General features: G+C 71.6%; 14 protein-coding genes. 7 read left to right on the top strand and 7 right to left on the bottom strand.

The genetic code is table 11. The annotated features are described in order from the left end of the window. Positions 1–99 precede the first annotated feature (99 nt). Positions 100–822 (top strand): TetR/AcrR family transcriptional regulator, encoded by a 723-nt coding sequence (locus GJ743_RS06070; RefSeq protein WP_155051005.1) that lies wholly within the window; start codon positions 100–102, stop codon positions 820–822. 114 nt (positions 823–936) lie between these two features. Here GJ743_RS06070 and GJ743_RS06065 read toward each other — a convergent pair whose 3' ends face one another. The 4 genes from GJ743_RS06065 to GJ743_RS06050 all read right to left on the bottom strand — a co-directional run bounded on the left by GJ743_RS06065 (position 937) and on the right by GJ743_RS06050 (position 7,051). Then, positions 937–3,741 carry an immune inhibitor A domain-containing protein gene (locus GJ743_RS06065; RefSeq protein WP_155051004.1) on the bottom strand — a complete coding sequence of 935 codons (2,805 nt, stop codon included), beginning with the start codon at positions 3,739–3,741 and terminating at the stop codon, positions 937–939. A gap of 393 nt (positions 3,742–4,134) precedes the next feature. Next, on the bottom strand, positions 4,135–4,821 hold the full coding sequence (locus tag GJ743_RS06060) for an HAD hydrolase-like protein (protein ID WP_328288853.1): 687 nt from the start codon (positions 4,819–4,821) through the stop codon (positions 4,135–4,137). A gap of 90 nt (positions 4,822–4,911) precedes the next feature. Beyond that, positions 4,912–5,607: an endonuclease NucS gene (gene nucS, locus GJ743_RS06055; RefSeq protein WP_328288852.1), complete on the bottom strand. Its 696-nt coding sequence runs from the start codon at positions 5,605–5,607 to the stop codon at positions 4,912–4,914. Positions 5,608–5,743: 136 nt separating this feature from the next. Then, positions 5,744–7,051 (bottom strand): MFS transporter, encoded by a 1,308-nt coding sequence (locus GJ743_RS06050; protein WP_230386553.1) that lies wholly within the window; start codon positions 7,049–7,051, stop codon positions 5,744–5,746. Between the two features lie 294 nt (positions 7,052–7,345). Here GJ743_RS06050 and tdh point away from each other — a divergent pair, with 294 nt between their 5' ends. From tdh to GJ743_RS06030, 4 genes are all read left to right on the top strand, one after another. Next, positions 7,346–8,389, top strand: a complete 1,044-nt coding sequence (tdh, locus tag GJ743_RS06045) for an L-threonine 3-dehydrogenase (RefSeq protein WP_155051003.1) — start codon at positions 7,346–7,348, stop codon at positions 8,387–8,389. A gap of 2 nt (positions 8,390–8,391) precedes the next feature. Then, positions 8,392–9,585 (top strand): glycine C-acetyltransferase, encoded by a 1,194-nt coding sequence (locus tag GJ743_RS06040; RefSeq protein WP_328288851.1) that lies wholly within the window; start codon positions 8,392–8,394, stop codon positions 9,583–9,585. A gap of 85 nt (positions 9,586–9,670) precedes the next feature. Further along, positions 9,671–10,105 carry an SRPBCC domain-containing protein gene (locus GJ743_RS06035; RefSeq protein ID WP_155051002.1) on the top strand — a complete coding sequence of 145 codons (435 nt, stop codon included), beginning with the start codon at positions 9,671–9,673 and terminating at the stop codon, positions 10,103–10,105. Positions 10,106–10,141: 36 nt separating this feature from the next. Then, positions 10,142–11,218, top strand: a complete 1,077-nt coding sequence (locus GJ743_RS06030; RefSeq protein ID WP_328288850.1) for a LacI family DNA-binding transcriptional regulator — start codon at positions 10,142–10,144, stop codon at positions 11,216–11,218. Positions 11,219–11,261: 43 nt separating this feature from the next. Here the strand turns inward: GJ743_RS06030 and GJ743_RS06025 are convergent, their stop codons facing one another. The 3 genes from GJ743_RS06025 to GJ743_RS06015 form a co-directional block, all read right to left on the bottom strand. Next, positions 11,262–12,023, bottom strand: a complete 762-nt coding sequence (locus GJ743_RS06025) for a head GIN domain-containing protein (protein WP_155051001.1) — start codon at positions 12,021–12,023, stop codon at positions 11,262–11,264. A 71-nt stretch (positions 12,024–12,094) separates the two neighbouring features. Then, positions 12,095–13,471 carry an MATE family efflux transporter gene (locus tag GJ743_RS06020; protein ID WP_155051000.1) on the bottom strand — a complete coding sequence of 459 codons (1,377 nt, stop codon included), beginning with the start codon at positions 13,469–13,471 and terminating at the stop codon, positions 12,095–12,097. 32 nt (positions 13,472–13,503) lie between these two features. After that, positions 13,504–13,878: a YccF domain-containing protein gene (locus tag GJ743_RS06015; protein ID WP_155051132.1), complete on the bottom strand. Its 375-nt coding sequence runs from the start codon at positions 13,876–13,878 to the stop codon at positions 13,504–13,506. A gap of 99 nt (positions 13,879–13,977) precedes the next feature. Between GJ743_RS06015 and GJ743_RS06010 the strand changes: the two genes are divergently transcribed. Then, a complete protein-coding gene (locus GJ743_RS06010) occupies positions 13,978–15,354 on the top strand; it encodes a TrkH family potassium uptake protein (protein ID WP_328288849.1) in 1,377 nt (458 codons plus the stop codon). Further along, a complete protein-coding gene (locus GJ743_RS06005; protein WP_230386551.1) occupies positions 15,347–16,051 on the top strand; it encodes a potassium channel family protein in 705 nt (234 codons plus the stop codon). The genes GJ743_RS06010 and GJ743_RS06005 overlap by 8 nt, the downstream gene beginning before the upstream one ends. Positions 16,052–16,060: the final 9 nt, after the last annotated feature.

Below are 16,060 nucleotides of genomic sequence, written 5' to 3'. Positions count from 1 at the left end.
CAGCGTGCCACGGGGCGGCGTCCGCGTCCACGCGCCCGCGCTCGCGGCCCCGGTCGGCGTAACACTGTACGGTGTGTCGAGTCCCCTACGGAAGGCCACATGAGACCCGGACCCCGACGCAGCCTCACGCACGCAGAGATCCTCGACGCCGCCTTCGGGCTGCTCGAGGCGAAGGGGTTCGAGGCCGTCTCCGTCCGCGGCGTCGCGGGCGTGCTCGGGCTCACGCCGACGGCGATGTACACCTACTACCCGAACAAGGGCGCGCTGCTCGCGGGCATGGTCGAGCAGGTGCTCGGCCGTCTCGATACCCGTGGGGCGGATGCCGCGGCCGCGGCATCCTCGAACGCCGGCGATGCAGCCGGTCCGGGTGCGAGCGCCGCCAGGGCCCGCACGCGGATCGTCACCCTCGCCGAGGGCCTGCGCTCGATCCTCGTCGAGCGGCCCGGCGCCGTCGGGCTGCTGCTCGCGACCCCACTCGACGGACCCAACGCCCGGCGCCTCGACGAGCGGTTGCTCGGGGCGTTCACCGACGCCGGGCTCGACCCCGTCCAGGCCGGGCGCGCGACGCACGCCGTCCGGGTGCACGTGCTCGGCGCCGTCGCGTTCGACGCGGCCGAGGTGGAGCGCGCCGCCGGAGCGCCCGTGCCGGCCGACATCGAGGCCGCGCCGGCGGCATCCGCCACGCTCTGGGACGACGCCGAGACGTTCCCGCTCGGCGACCGCTCGCGCGAGCTCGCCGATGACCCGGCGGCCCGGTTCGCGTGGGGCCTCGAGCGCCTGCTCGACGGGCTGCTCGCCCACCCCGCATCCGCTCGCAGCTGACGCAGCGGTCGCCGCGCCGCCGCCGCGCCCCGCCCTGCTCGGTGAAGTCCTGACACGCGACGAGGCGCCGACCCCCGCTGGGGCCGGCGCCTCGCCGGTTCGGGTCGCTCGGGATCAGCCCGCCGTGGGCGGGGTCACCTCGATCAGCGCCGCGGTGTTGCCGGTCAGGGCCTTCTTCACCGAGATGACGGTGCCGTAGCCCACGCCGTCGTCGGCCGGGTCACCCGAGCCGAACGGCCCGAGTCCGATGTCGAGCCCGTAGTAGTCGGTCGCCGGCGTGCCGTCGAGGTAGTACAGCGGGACCGAGTAGGGAGCGTTGCCCACCGACGGGACGACCACGGAGGCGTCGCGGTCGCGGTAGAACAGCGCGCCGTCCGACGGACGGACCGCGAAGCCCGGCACCCAGCCCTGGTCGTCGGTGAAGGTGCTCACCGCGGGGAGGGCGGGGACGTCGGTGCAGTACTCCACCGTGAGGTCGGCCCCCGTGAAGCACTCCGTGAAGGGGTGCGTCTTCGTCAGGCCGAACGCCGCGTTCGACGACTGCGCACGCGAGGGCATCACGTTCAGCGTCGTCGGGTCGGCGTCGGCCGCCGCACCGGTGCGCTGCAGCGGGTCGAAGTGGCTGTCCACGATGAGCAGACCGCCCTTCGCGCCGTAGCTCGGCAGCGCCGCCTCGTTCGAGAGGATCTGGTTCGAGTTGCCGTACGTGGTGTCGCGGTACCAGACCAGGGCGCCCGGCGCGTTGTAGGCGAGCTTCTCGACCTTCCAGGCGCCGTCGCTGTAGACGCTGTTGTAGCCGTACTTCAGGCCCTCGTCGAAGCCGTCGAAGTTGCGCCACTCGACGAGGTAGTACTGCGCCTTGACCGACGTGCCCGTGTCGATGCGCCAGCCGGGGCCGGTCGTGTCGACGAAGGTGTCGACCTCGGCGGTCCAGCCGTTCTCGCCCGACTCGACGTCGTCGCTCCAGATGGTGGTGTCACCGCTCTTCAGGGCGAAGTCGTCCGCGAACCATCCGCGGTCCTGGTAGGCGGCGTCGGTCGCGAGCCGGAGGCGGACCTGGATGGTCTGGCCGGCGTACGCCGACAGGTCGACGTGCTGCTCGACCCAGCCGTGCGAGTCGCCCGTGAGGCCGTACTTCTTGCCGCCGTAGTCGCTCATGCGGCCGTTCGGGTCGGCGTAGCCGTCGGGGGTCGACGCCTCGGAGCCGTCGGCCGCGTAGACCTTGAGCTCGCTCCACGAGGAGCCGCCGTCGGTCGAGGCCTCGACGAAGCCGTAGTCCCAGTCCTCCTCGATGACGTAGTTGTTCCACATCGAGAGGGTGGCGTCGGCCGGCACGTCCGCGATGGTGCGCGAGAGGCGGATGTCCGCCCAGTCCTGGTCGGCGCCCGTGTACCACATCTCCTCGCCGCTGTGCGGCTCGGCGAGCGTGATCACCTTGTCGGGCAGGTTGACCTTGATGCCGTCCTCGGTGCCCTTCTTGGGGCGCGAGGTCTGGCCGACCTTGATGGTCCGCGTGTCGTCGCCGGGGTTCACGACCTCGGGGTCGGCCCAGCCGAGCACCCACTTGTCCCAGAGGCCCATGTGGGTCGGCATCGACTGGAAGATCGGGCCGGAGTGCGAACCCGACGACATGAGGTCCCAGAAGTCGACGTCGGAGCTGCCGGCGCCGGACACGTCGTAGAGGTCGGGAAGGCCGAGGTCGTGGCCGTACTCGTGCGCGAACACGCCGACGCCCGAGTCTTCCGGCTGCACGATGTAGTTCGACAGCTTGAGGTCGGTGCCGGGGATGTCTGCGCCACCGGCGACCGCCGACGAGTGCGCCCAGAGGGCGTACGTGCCCTCGGCGCCGCCGCCGCCGGACTTGTCCTCGCCGGCGTGCACGAGCACGACGTGGTCGATCACGCCGTCGGGCTCGTAGTAGTTCCCGTCGCCATCGCGGTCGGACTGGTCCTCGATGTCGTAGTCGGCCCAGGGGAAGTCGGGCTGCGCCTCGGCGAGGGCGGCCACGGCGTCGATCGGCAGTGCGTTGGCGCCGATCGGGTTGTCGGGGTGGCCCTGCATGCCCTGGTAGGCGCCGGCCTCGTACTCGCCCTCGTCGTTCAGGAAGCAGCGCGTGGCGCCGTACCAGCCCTCGGAGTGCGGCAGGGTGACCCACTGCGTCGCCTCACCGGTGACGGTGTAGGCGCCGCGCGACATCTCCTCGTACATCGACTTCATGGTGTAGCCCGAGATGTCGATGCCGGGCTTGCCGTCGGGACCGGTGAGGTCGGGGCGGACGCGCTCGGTGATGCCCTCATCGGTGTAGAGCATCGTGTCGAAGTGCTCGGGGGAGAAGTCCTCGACCCACATCGAGTTGTTGTCCTCGAGCGGGTAGTCCGCCGGGTTCGGGATGTTGTTGTGCAGCGGGCCGTTGACGACCTCGCCGGGCTTGCAGGTCGAGGCGCCCCAGTACTCGGGCACCCAGCTGTCGGTGAAGTCGTCGTTCGCCTGGTCGTTGAACTCGACGAGGATCGTCAGGAGCTTGGCCTCCTGCGTCGACTTCGCCTTCTTCAGCGCCTTCGGGCTCTTGCCGGTCGTGATCGACTTCGCCTCGAGCTTGGCCAGCTGGCGTGCCGTGGCCGGGTTGCCCTGCGCGTACTTCTCGTCGAGCGCGGCCGATTGCTCGGCCACCGAGCCGCTGACGGCCCCGGCCTTCGCGGCGGCGCCGTCGACGGTCGCGTCGAGCGCCTCGTCGGTCTCGAACGCGGCCTCCGCACGCGGTGCGGCGTAGTTCATGTAGTACTCATCGGCACCGATGACCGGTGCCGGCGCGGCGGTCGCCGTGCTCGTTCCCACGGTCGCCAAGCCGGCGGCCGCGAGTGCGAGCACGGGGAGCGTCGCAACCACGCGACGACGCGCGCGGCTGGTCTTCCCTGACATGCTTCTCCCTCCGAGTGCCCGCGACGGTGACCGCGGGACACGACGTCGTCCGCCGGTGGGCGGACGTACCCGGCATCCTGCCCCCCATGCGGGGGCGGAGGGAAGGCTCCGGAAGGAGTGGAACCCGAATCGTTGCTATCGAGGTTCTCTCGCGTTGAAGAGGCCGCAGCGACGGATGCTTCGACGGAACCGGCCGAGGCCGAAGCATCCGTCGGAAAGCGTGCCGCATGCGAATCCGGCCGACGGTCGTTCTCACGCGCCTGTCCGGCGGATTCTCATGCACGCGCGTGCAGCGGCGCGGAGGTGCAGCGCCACGCTGGTGCGCCACGCTGGTGCGGCGGCGAGCCGGTGCAGCGGCGAGCGGATGCCTCCGGCTCGCCGGTGCCGCAGCCGTCAGCCGATGAGCAGGCCGCGCAACTGGTCGGCCGAGTGCACGACGGCGATGGCGTCGCCCGCCTCGGCCGGGGAGCCGTAGCCCCACTCGACGAGGATCGTCGGCACGTCGTGCGCGGCCGCACCGAGGGTGTCGTACCCGCGGTCGCCGACCATTACGGCCTCCGACGTGTCGATGCCGAGGTCGCGCAGCCGGCGCAGCGCCTCGGCGACCACGTCGGCCTTCGTGCTTCGCGCCTCGTCGTCGCTCGCGCCGGCGATGACGGTGAAGTACCGGTCGAGGCCGGTGTGCGCGAGCACCTGCCGCGCCATCGACTCGGGCTTGCTCGTGGCGAGCGCGATCGGGAGGCCGGCGGCCTGGAGGCCCTGCAGGACGCCCTCGACGCCGGGGAAGACGGGGGAGTGCAGGAGGTGGTCGTCGTAGTGGTCGCGGTAGACGTTCAGGGCCTCCCACGCGTCGACGTCGCTGAAGCCGGCGGTCATGCGGAGGCTGTCGAGCAGCGGCGGGCCGACGTAGGAGCGCAGCGTCTCGCGGTCGGGCACGGGCACGCCCATCTCGGTGAACATGTGGGCGAGGGAGTCCATGATCTCGCTCGCGGAGTCGATGATCGTGCCGTCGAGGTCGAACAGCACGGCGGACCACTCGCGCGGGGGCGCGACGGTCGCTGCGGGGAGGAGGGAAGTCACCGCGTCATACTAGGCGCACGAAATCCGAGGAACACTCGGGAATGCTGTGTGCGGGCTGAATGCGGGCGAGTCCGCGGCCTCCGGAGCGGGCTAGAACAGCCGCGCGTGCCCGCTCTCGACCCCCCTCATGGCGTCGTAGTCGAGCACGACGCAGCGGATGCCGCGGTCCTCCGCGAGCGTGCGCGCCTGCGGCTTGATCTCCTGCGCCGCGAACACGCCCGCGACCGGCGCGAGCAGCGGGTCGCGGTTCATGAGCTCGAGGTAGCGCGTGAGCTGCTCGACCCCGTCGATGTCGCCGCGACGCTTCAGTTCGACCGCGATCGAGCGTCCCGAGGCATCCGTCGCCAGGATGTCGACCGGGCCGATCGCCGTCATGTACTCGCGGCGGACCAGCCGGCAGCCCTCGCCGAGCAGCTCGATCTGCTCGGCGAGCAGCCGTTGCAGGTGCGACTCGACGCCGTCCTTCACGAGCCCGGGGTCGACGCCGAGGTCGTGTGCGGAGTCGTGCAGCACCTCATGGATCGACACCACGAGCTGGTCGGCGGTCTTCGCGTGCGTGACCTTCCACACCTCGGTGACGCCCGCCGCGCGCTGGTCGTCGTCGGGTTCCGCCGCGGCGAGCGTGCAGGGCGGGCTCATCCAGTTCAGCGGCTTGTAGCTGCCGCCGTCGGAGTGGACGAGCAGGCTCCCGTCGCCCTTCACCATGAGCAGGCGGGTCGCGAGCGGCAGGTGCGCCGAGAGCCGGCCGGCGTAGTCGACGGAGCAGCGGGCGATGACGAGACGCACCCGACGAGTCTACGTACCCCGGCTCGCCGACGCGCCCGTCCGCTGCGCCGACCGCCGTCGAGTGATGCACCTGCCGCCGAGTGATGCCGGCGCACCTGCATCACTCGGCGGCAGCGGTATCACTCGGCGCTCGGGCTCAGCCGACGCGGCGGCTGCGCTCGCGGGCGGCGGGCGCGGCGATGCCGGCCATCACCATGAGGCCGAGCAGCACGAGCATGCCGTTCAGGATCCCGTAGTGCTCGCCGAGGAACCCGATGAGCGGCGGGCCGACGAGGAACGCGCAGTACCCGATCATGGCGACCGCGGAGACGCGAGCCGCGGCATCCGCTCGATCGGGCACGTCGGCCGCGGCCGACATGCCGACGGGGAAGGCCAGCGAGCAGCCGATGCCCCAGAGCAGGGTGCCGACGACGAGCATCCACGGCTCGGTGCCGAAGATGAAGAGCGAGAGGCCGACCACGCCGATGCCGGCCATGACCTGCAGCATGAGCACGCGGCCGAAGCGGTCGATGAACGGGCCGCCGAGCACACGGGCGGCGGTGATCGCGATCGTGAAGACCGTGAAGACGGCGGCGCCGGTCGTCGCGTCGAGGCCGTGGCCGTCGACCACCGCGAGGGCGATCCAGTCGTTGGCGCTGCCCTCGGCGAACGACATGCCGAGCATGACGACGCCGATGAGGAGGAGCCGCACGTCGGTCCAGACCGCGAGGCTGCGGCGGATGCGGACGCCGAGCGGCTCGCGCGGCGCGTCGGTGTGCGTGTCGTCGCCGAGTTCCTCGCGGAGGGGCACGAACCGCACGGCGATGACGACGCCGACGGCGATGAACGCGGCGATCACGCCGAGGTGGATCGCGGTCGTGATGCCGAGGGCGGATGCCGCGGCCGCGAGCCCCGCGCCGGCGACCGTGCCGAAACTGAAGAACGCGTGCATGAGCGGCATGACGGTCTTGCCGAGCTCGCGCTCGGCCTCGGCGCCCTCGACGTTCATCATCACGTCGACGGCGCCGTTGCCGAACCCGAAGAGCGCGAGGCCCAGCACGATGAGGGCGACGCTCGGCAGCGCCGAGCCGCCGAGGCCGACCGCGACGAGGCCGGCCGCGGCCGTGGCCAGGACGCCGATCATGCCGAGGCGCGCGCCGAAGCGCGCCATGAGCCACGGCGCGGCGACGAGGCCGACGATCGAGGCGATCGAGCCCATGAGGATGACGAGTCCGACGCCCTGCGTGCTCAGGTCGACCGCATCGCGGATCGCGGGGATGCGCGCGACCCAGCTGGCCAGGCCGAAGCCCGAGAGGAAGAAGATCGCGAAGATCGCGTTGCGCCACGCGACGAGCTCGCGGCGGGGTCGGGCGGATGCCTCGGCGCGCGTCTGCGCGTCGCCGGTTCCGGGTGCGTGCTGGTCGTGCTCGCTCATGATGTCCGCGTGGTCTCGGTGCTGCGACATTACTGCCTCGTCGTCGGGGTCGGTCTGCCGCCCGGGTTCCCGCCCGGGCTCGAATCGATTCGAGTCGAATCGATTCGAGAGTACCGGGGAGCGTCGGCGCACGCAAGGCCGGAGGCGCCAGGGCACGCGAGGCCGAGGCCGTCGGCGCACGCCCGAGCTCCGGCCCCGAGTCATCCGCCCGCCCCGATCGTTACGATGATCGGGTCACCTCGACGCGCGCCGTGACCCTCGGCGAGCGAGCCCGGCACCCGCACACCCCGTGGGCGCCCGTACGAAGTCAGGACAACGACGCCGATGAAGGCCCTGTACAAGTCCGCGCCCGGCGCGGGATTCGAGTTCGTCGACCGCCCCGAGCCCGAGACGGGCCCGGCCGACGTCAAGATCCGGGTGCTTCGCACGGGCATCTGCGGCACCGACCTGCACATCGACCAGTGGGACGACTGGTGCTCGAACGAGATCCGAACGCCCCTCATCGCCGGCCACGAGTTCTACGGCGAGGTCGTCGAGGTGGGCGAGCTCGTGCACGACGTCTCGGTGGGCGATCGCGTCTCGGGTGAAGGGCACATCGTCTGCGGCATGTGCCGCAACTGCCGCGCCGGCCGCCGGCAGATGTGCATCCGCACCAAGGGCGTCGGCCTGCACCGCGACGGCGCGTTCGCCGAGTTCGTCGTGCTGCCCGGCGAGAACGTCTGGGTGCACCACGACGACGTCGATCCCGAGGTCGGCGCGATCTTCGACCCGTTCGGCAATGCCGTGCACACCGCGCTCGCGTTCTCGCTCGTCGGCGAGGACGTGCTCGTCGCGGGCTGCGGGCCGATCGGCCTCATGTCGATCGCGGTGGCGCGCCACGTCGGCGCCCGCTTCATCGTCGCCTCCGACGTCAGCCCCGCGCGCCTCGCGCTCGCCATGAAGATGGGGGCGGATGCCACGGTCGACGTGTCGCGCGAACGCGTGCGTGACGTGCAGCCGCGCCTCGGCATGCGCGAGGGCTTCGACGTCGGCTTCGAGATGTCGGGCTCGGCGAAGGCGCTGCCCGAGATGATCGACAACATGAACCACGGCGGACGCATCGCGCTGCTGGGCCTGCCGAGCGAGCCGTTCGCGATCGACTGGGGCAAGGTCGTCACGCACATGCTCACGCTCAAGGGCATCTACGGCCGCGAGATGTTCGAGACCTGGAACTCGATGAGCGCCATGCTGCAGACGAGCGCCGAGCTGCGCGGGCGCGTGGCATCCATCATCAGCGACCGCTACCCCGCTCGCGAGTGGCGCGCCGCGTTCGACGCGGCCGCGTCGGGCGGCGTCGGCAAGGTCATCCTCGACTGGACGGAGGTCTGAACGTGTACGGATCGGTGAAGGAGCAGCTGCGCGCCGAGCTCGACGAGATCGAGGCCGCGGGCCTGACCAAGCGCGAGCGAGGCATCCACGGCCCGCAGTCGTCGGAGATCGAGGTCGCGGGCCGCACGGTGCTGAACTTCTGCGCCAACAACTACCTCGGCCTGGCCGACGACGCGCGCATCGTCGCCGCCGCGCACCGCGGCCTCGACGAGTGGGGCTACGGCCTCGCGAGCGTCCGGTTCATCTGCGGGACGCAGGAGCTGCACCTCGAACTCGAGCGCGCGGTCTCGGACTTCCTCGGTTACGACGACACGATCCTGTTCTCGTCGTGCTTCGACGCGAACGGCGGCGTCTTCGAGGTGCTCTTCGGGCCGGATGACGCGATCATCTCCGACGAGCTGAACCACGCGTCGATCATCGACGGCATCCGGCTGTCGAAGGCGCAGCGGTTCCGCTACCGGAACCGCGACCTGGCCGACCTCGAAGCGCAGCTCGTCGCGGCGTCGGGCGCGCGGCGCCGGGTGATCGTCACGGACGGCGTGTTCTCGATGGACGGCTACATCGCGCCGCTGCGCGAGATCTGCGACCTCGCCGAACAGTACGACGCGCTCGTCTTCGTCGACGACTCGCACGCCGTCGGCTTCGTCGGCGAGCACGGGCGGGGCACGCCCGAGTACTGCGGGGTCGAGGGCCGCGTCGACATCACGACCGGAACCTTCGGCAAGGCGCTCGGCGGGGCGTCCGGGGGCTACGTCGCCGCCCGGCAGGAGATCGTCGACCTGCTGCGCCAGCGCGCACGGCCGTACCTCTTCTCGAACACGCTCGCTCCGGCGATCGTCGCCGGCACGATCGAGGCGCTCCGCCTCGTGAGCGAGTCGGGCGAGCTGCGCGAGCGGCTGACCGCGAATGCGGCACTGTTCCGGTCGCTGATGACGGATGCCGGCTTCGACCTGCTGCCCGGCGAGCACCCGATCGTCCCGGTCATGTTCGGGGACGCGGCGCTCACCGCGCGCATCGCCGACGCGCTGCAGGAGCGGGGGGTGTACGTGACCGCGTTCTCGTACCCCGTCGTGCCGAAGGGCAAGGCGCGCATCCGCGTGCAGCTCTCGGCGGCGCACTCGGAGGACGAGATCCGCCGCTGCGTCACGGCCTTCGCCGAGGCGCGCGACGCGGTGCTCGCGGGCGCGCCCGCCTGACCGATCGGCGCGGCACGCGCAAGGGGGCTGCGGACCTGCGGCGTGCGGCGTAGCGTCGGAAATCGATGAGGACAGGAGGCGCGACATGCTCGAGGACCTGGTCGTGACCTCGACGGTCGAGATCGACGCATCCGCCGAGCGGGTGTGGGCGGTCGTCACCGACCCCGAGGCCGCGCGCGAGTACCTGTTCGGCACGAACCTCGACGCCGACTGGACGGTGGGCGGCGCCCTGCGCTGGAGCGGCGAGTGGCAAGGTCGGCCGTACGAGGACCACGGGACCGTGCTCGAGATCGATCCGCCGCGGCGGCTGGTGCATACGCACTTCAGCCCGCGCCGTACGAGCGGGCTCGAGCCCGACGACCACCACACGCTCACCTGGACGCTCGAGGGCTCGAGCGACGGGCCGACCACGCTCTCGCTCTCGCAGGACAACAACGCGACGCCCGAGTCCGCGGCGCACGCGAAGGGCGTGTGGGACTCGCTCGTCGCGAAGGTGAAGGAGATCGCCGAGCGGGCGTGAGCCCCTCTCGAATCGATTCGACCGTACAATCGAAGGGTGAGCCCCGAACCCGCCGCCACGACCGGCGCCATTCCGCGCGTGACGCTCGCCGACGTCGCCGCGCTCGCGGGCGTCTCCGCGTCGACCGCGTCGCTCGCCTTCAGCGGCTCCGGCCCCGTGTCGGATGCCACCAAGGAGCGCGTCCTCGCCGCGGCATCCGAACTCGGCTACGCCGGCCCCGACCCGCGGGCCAGGTCGCTCCGCCGCGGTCGCTCGGGCATCGTCGGCGTCGTCCTCGAGGAGCGGGTGCGCGCCGCCTTCCTCGACCCCGTGAAGATCCAGACCCTCGACGGACTCACCGAGGGCATCGCCCCGCTCGGAGCCGGACTCCTGCTCTTCACCGACTCGGGTGACCCCGACGCGCCCGTCAGCCTCGACACGGCCCCCGTCGACGCGGTCGTGCTCATCGGCTGCAGCCCGAAGTTCTTCCGCCAGGTCGAGGCGCTCCAGCGCCGCGGCATCCCGCTCGTCGCCATCGAGGGCGCGCCGGGCGGCGACATCCCCGAGATCACGATCGACAACCGCGAGGCCACTCGGCTCGGCGCCGAGCACGTGCGCTCGCTCGGGCACACCGACGTCGCGACGGTCACGCTCCCGTTCGAGCCGACCCGGCGCAGGGGTGAGCTCACGGCCGAGATGGAGTCCGGCGCGACCGTCGACACCGCCGTCGAGCGCCTGCGTGGCGCGCGTGACGTCTTCCCCGGCATCCGGGTGAGCGTCGCCGGCGCGAGCTCCATCGAGGAGGGCCTCGAGGCCGCGCGCCCGCTGCTGGCGGATGCCGCGACTCGACCGACCGCGATCATCGCGCAGTCCGACCTGCTCGCGGCCGGCGTGATCCAGGCGGCGGAGGAACTCGGCCTCGAGGTGCCGCGCGACCTCAGCGTGATCGGGTTCGACGGAATCCGCGTCGACGGACTGCAGCACGACCTCACGACGCTCGTGCAGCCGTCGGTCGCAAAGGGGCGCGCGGCGGGCGAGGCGGTCGTGCGCATGCTCTCGGGCGAAGCTGCATCCGGCACCGACTTCACGAGCACGCTGCACGTCGGCGACACCACGGCGCCGCCTCGCGCCTGAGCGGCCTGCGCGCGGTCGCGCGCCCGACGCGCGGTCGCCGCGCTCAGGACGGCGTGATCTCGCCCGAGCCCGACACGGTGCTGCGGATCTCGGGGCGGCCCGAGTACCGCACGGTGCCGCTGCCCGAGAGCACCACGTCGAGCGTCTCGGACGCGTCGACCGAGATCTCGCCCGACCCCGACAGCACGACGCGCGCGCTCGCTGCACGCAGGTCGGAGGCGTCGACGTCGCCCGAGCCGTCGACCTGCACCTGGAGCTCGTCGGTCGTCCCGGACGGCACGATCGACCCGGAACCGCTGATCGAGGCGCGCACGGTCGAGGCATCGAGCTCGTCGGTCTCGATCTCGCCCGAGCCGCGGATCTCGAGGGTCACGTCGTCGGCGTCGCCGAACTCGGCGGTCACGTCGCCGGAGCCCGAGATCAGGACCGATTCGAGCGAGGTCAGCGTGATGTCGAACACGAGGTCGCGGGCGCCGACCACGATCGGACCGCGCTGCATGTCGATGACGAGCTCGTCGCCCTCGACCTCGGTCGTCAGGCGCTCGAGCACGTTCTCGCCGCCCGTCACGGTGAGCGAGGGCGCCTCGCCGAGCCGGATCGTGATGTCGCCCGACCCGCGGAGGGAGACGCTCGATGCGTCGCCGATCTCGCGCGTCTCGGTGCGGGTGTCGCCGGCCGTCACGAACGGCACGCACGCGGTCAGCGCGACGAGCACGCCTGCGGCGAGCACGACCGAGGCCGCGCGAGCGAGTCCGCGGCGCGGCCGGTGGAGAGCGGGGCGGACCAGGGCGCGACGCGCGGGCATGTCGGCCTCCTTCGAACGGCGGGCGATGGCTCGAACCTAGGCGCTGCGGGACGACGCCGTCGGGCCATTGGTCACGCGGGCGCCCCGGTCACCATCCACGCGCGGCCGCGCGCCCGAAGCGAGAGCGTCACGGCGCGTGCGGCGAGGTAGCCGAGCGAGAAGGCGGCGGTGAGCGCCGCGAGCGTGGCCGCGCCGGAGACGGCGTCGCCGGAGGCATCCGCCCACCAGACGACGCCGAACGCCATCGGGACGAACGCGGCGAGGTTCACGAGGCCCGTCCACGCGAGGTAGCGGGCGTCGCCCGCGCCGATGAGCACGCCGTCGAGCACGAACACGAGCCCGCCGAGCGGCGCCGACAGGCCGAGCACGACGAGCGAGGGCGGAAGGAGCGCCGCGACCTCGGCCGACGACGTGAAGACGGCGGGCAGCACCCAGGCGGTCGCGATGACGAGCGCGCCGATCACCGCACCCGCGCCGACGCCCCACTCGACGCAGCGGCGCAGCACCGCGCGCACGACGTCGACGTCGCCCGCGCCGAGGCCCTTGCCGATGAGCGCCTGCGCGGCGATCGCGAGCGCGTCGAGCGCGAACCCGAGCGTGAAGTAGATCGTGATCGCCACCTGGTACGCCGCCAGTTCGTCGCGTCCGAGCGAGGTCGCGGCCCAGGTGGCCAGCAGCAGCGCGACGCGTAGGCTCGCGGTGCGCAGGAACAGCCAGCCGCCGTCGCGCGCGCCGCGCAGCACGCCCGCGTGGTGCGGCCACGGGCTCGCGCCGGCTCGAGCGACGTGCCGCGCGACGACGACGAGGTAGACGAGCACCATGCCCCACTGCGCGACGACCGTGCCGATCGCCGACCCCGCGATGCCCCAGCCGAGCCCGTAGATGAAGATCGCGTTCAGGGCGATGTTCGCCGCGAAGCCGAGGCCCGCGACCCACAGCGGCGTGCGCGTGTCCTGCAGGCCTCGCAGCAGGCCCGTGGCGGCGAACACGACGAGCATCGCAGGCAGGCCCGCCATCGAGATCGTGAGGTAGACGGATGCCTCGGCCGCGACCTCGGTGGAGGCGCCGAAGGCGCCCACGAGCCACGGCGCCGCGAGCCAGCCGACGAGGGCGAGCAGCGCGCCGAGGCCGAGCGCGAGCCAGAGCCCGTCGACGCCCGCGCCGACGGCGCCGCGCTCGTCGCCCGCACCGAGCCGCCTGGCCACCGAGGGCGTCGTCGCGTACGCAAGGAAGACCATGAGCCCGACGATCGTCTGCAGCACGGCGCTCGCGAGGCCGAGGCCCGCGAGGGGGGCCGCGCCGAGGTGCCCGACCATCGCCGTGTCGGCGAGGAGGAAGAGCGGCTCGGCGATCAGCGCGCCGAGCGCGGGCACGGCGAGACGCAGGATGTCGCGGTCGACCGCTCGACGCGCGCCGGCGGGCGCGGGAGCAGGGGAGGACTGGCTCATGGCGGGTCGAGCCTACGCGGGCCCGCCGACGGTCACCTCGACTCCACGATCTCCTTGCCGAGGGGCGCGAGCGAGACCGGGATCAGCTTGAAGTTCGCGATGCCGAGCGGGATGCCGATGATCGTGAGGCACATGATCACGCCCGTGACGAGGTGCTCGAGCGCGAGCCACCAGCCGGCGAGCAGCACCCAGATGACGTTGCCGATGAACGACCAGGCGCCGGAGGTCGGCTTGGAGACCACCTCGCGCCCGAACGGCCAGAGCGAGTAGTTCGCGATGCGGAACGACGCGATGCCCCACGGGATGGTCACGATGAGGATGCACATGAGGAGCCCGGCGAGCATGTACCCGATCCACAGCCAGATGCCCGCGAGGATCAGCCAGATGACGTTGAGGATCGTGTTCAGCATGGCTCGATCATCGCATCGGGCGCCGACGTCGGCGAGCCGGCGAACCCCCGGAATCCGTATGGCGCGCTGCGCCGGGAACAGGCGTATGATTCCGCGGTGACCTTCAGAGGGTCGGTCCGCGAACGGCGGCCGCACCGCTTCCGACGGGGCATCCGGCTCCACCCGGCGCAGGCCGTGGTGGTCGGCTTCGCCGCCGCCGTGCTGGTCGGCACCCTCCTGCTGTGGCTGCCCCCGATGACGCTCGAACCGGGCGGCACGAGCTTCATCGACGCGCTCTTCACGTCGACGAGCGCCGTCTGCGTGACGGGCCTCACGGTCGTCGACACCGAACTGCACTGGAGCCCGCTCGGGCACGTCGTGATCATGGTGCTCATCCAGCTCGGCGGCCTCGGCATCATGATCTTCGCGTCGCTGATCGGCCTCGTCCTCGCGCGCAAGATGAGCGTGCGATCGCGCCTCAACACGGCCGCGGAGGCCAAGGCGGTGGGCTACGACGACCTCCGCGGACTCGTCCGCGGGATCGTGCTGATCTCGTTCGCGATCGAGGGGCTGACGTGGATGTTCCTGTTCCCGCGCTTCCTCTTCGGTTACGACTACAGCCCGACGGATGCCGCGTGGCACGCGCTGTTCCACTCGGTCTCGTCGTTCAACAACGCCGGCTTCGCGCTCTACACGAACAACATGATGGACTTCGTCGCCGACCCGTTCATCTGCCTGCCGATGTGCGCGGCGATCATCCTCGGCGGCCTCGGATTCCCCGTCATCATGCAGCTCCGCAAGGAGTTCTCGCGTCCGCTGCACTGGTCGATGAACACGAAGCTCGTGCTCTGGGGCACGGTCGTGCTGCTCGTCGGCGGCACCGCGTACCTCGCGATCGCCGAGTGGAACAACGAGGGCACCTTCGGGCCGCTGTCGCCGGCGGCGAAGATCCTCGCCGCGTTCTTCATGTCGACGCAGACCCGCACGGCCGGATTCAACAACATCGACGTGGGCCAGATGCACGACGAGAGCTGGGTCGTGATGGACGTGCTCATGTTCATCGGCGGCGGCCCGGCCGGCACCGCGGGCGGCATCAAGGTGACCACGTTCGCCGTGCTGTTCTTCATCCTGCTCACCGAGTTCCGCGGCGAGGGCGCGGTGAACATCTTCGGCAAGCGGCTGAGCCGGGCGGTGCACCGCCAGGCCATCACCGTCGCGCTCGTCGCGGTGGGCGCCGTCATGACCGCGATCATCCTGCTCATGCACCTCACGAAGCTCGACCTCGACCTGGTCGCGTTCGAGGCGGTCTCCGCGTTCGCGACCGTCGGGCTCTCGACGGGCATCACCGGCGACCTGCCGCCGAGCGCCGAGATCATCCTCGTGGTGCTCATGTTCCTCGGCCGCATCGGACCGCTGACCCTCGGATCCGCGATCGCGCTCCGCGACCGACGCATCCTGTACGAACTCCCGAAGGAGAGGCCCGCCGTTGGCTAGATTCACCCTGTTCGGCGGCGCGAACGACACCTCGCGCCGCATCGCCGAAGCCGACTCGGTCGCCGTGATCGGCCTCGGCCGCTTCGGCCAGTCGCTCGCCCTCGAGCTGATGGCCGGCGGCACGGAGGTGCTCGGCATCGACGCCGACGAGGAGATCGTCCAGTCGCTGAACGGCGAACTCACGCAGGTCGTCCGCGCCGACTCGACGAAGTCCGAGGTGCTGAAGCAGCTCGCCGTCGACGAGTTCGACCGCGTCGTCGTCGCGATCGGCAGTGACATCACGGCGTCGATCCTCACCAGCTCGGTGCTCCTCGGCATGAAGATCCCGGTGATCTGGGCGAAGGCCGTGACCGAGCAGCACGCCGTGATCCTCGAGCAGCTCGGCGTGCACCACGTGATCCGTCCCGAGGCCGAGATGGGGCGCCGCGTCGCGCACCTCGTCCGCGGTGCCGCGCTCGACTACATCGAGATCGAGAAGGGCTATGCGATCGTGAAGACCGCGCCGCCCGCACGGCTGCACGGCATCCCGCTCGGCCAGACCGCGCTCCGCAAGGAGCTCGGCGTCACGGTCGCGGCGTTCAAGCGGCCCGGCGAGGAGTGGCGCAACGCCGACGCCGACACGGTGCTCGGGCCCGACGACACCGTGCTCGTGGTCGGGCCGACGCGCAAGGCCGAGGGCTTCGCGCAGCTCAGGTGACGTGCGGCC

It is taken from the genome of Agromyces bracchium, assembly GCF_009709675.1.
GTDB classification, from domain to species: Bacteria; Actinomycetota; Actinomycetes; order Actinomycetales; family Microbacteriaceae; genus Agromyces; species Agromyces bracchium.
This window is presented reverse-complemented; position numbering and strand designations above follow the sequence as displayed.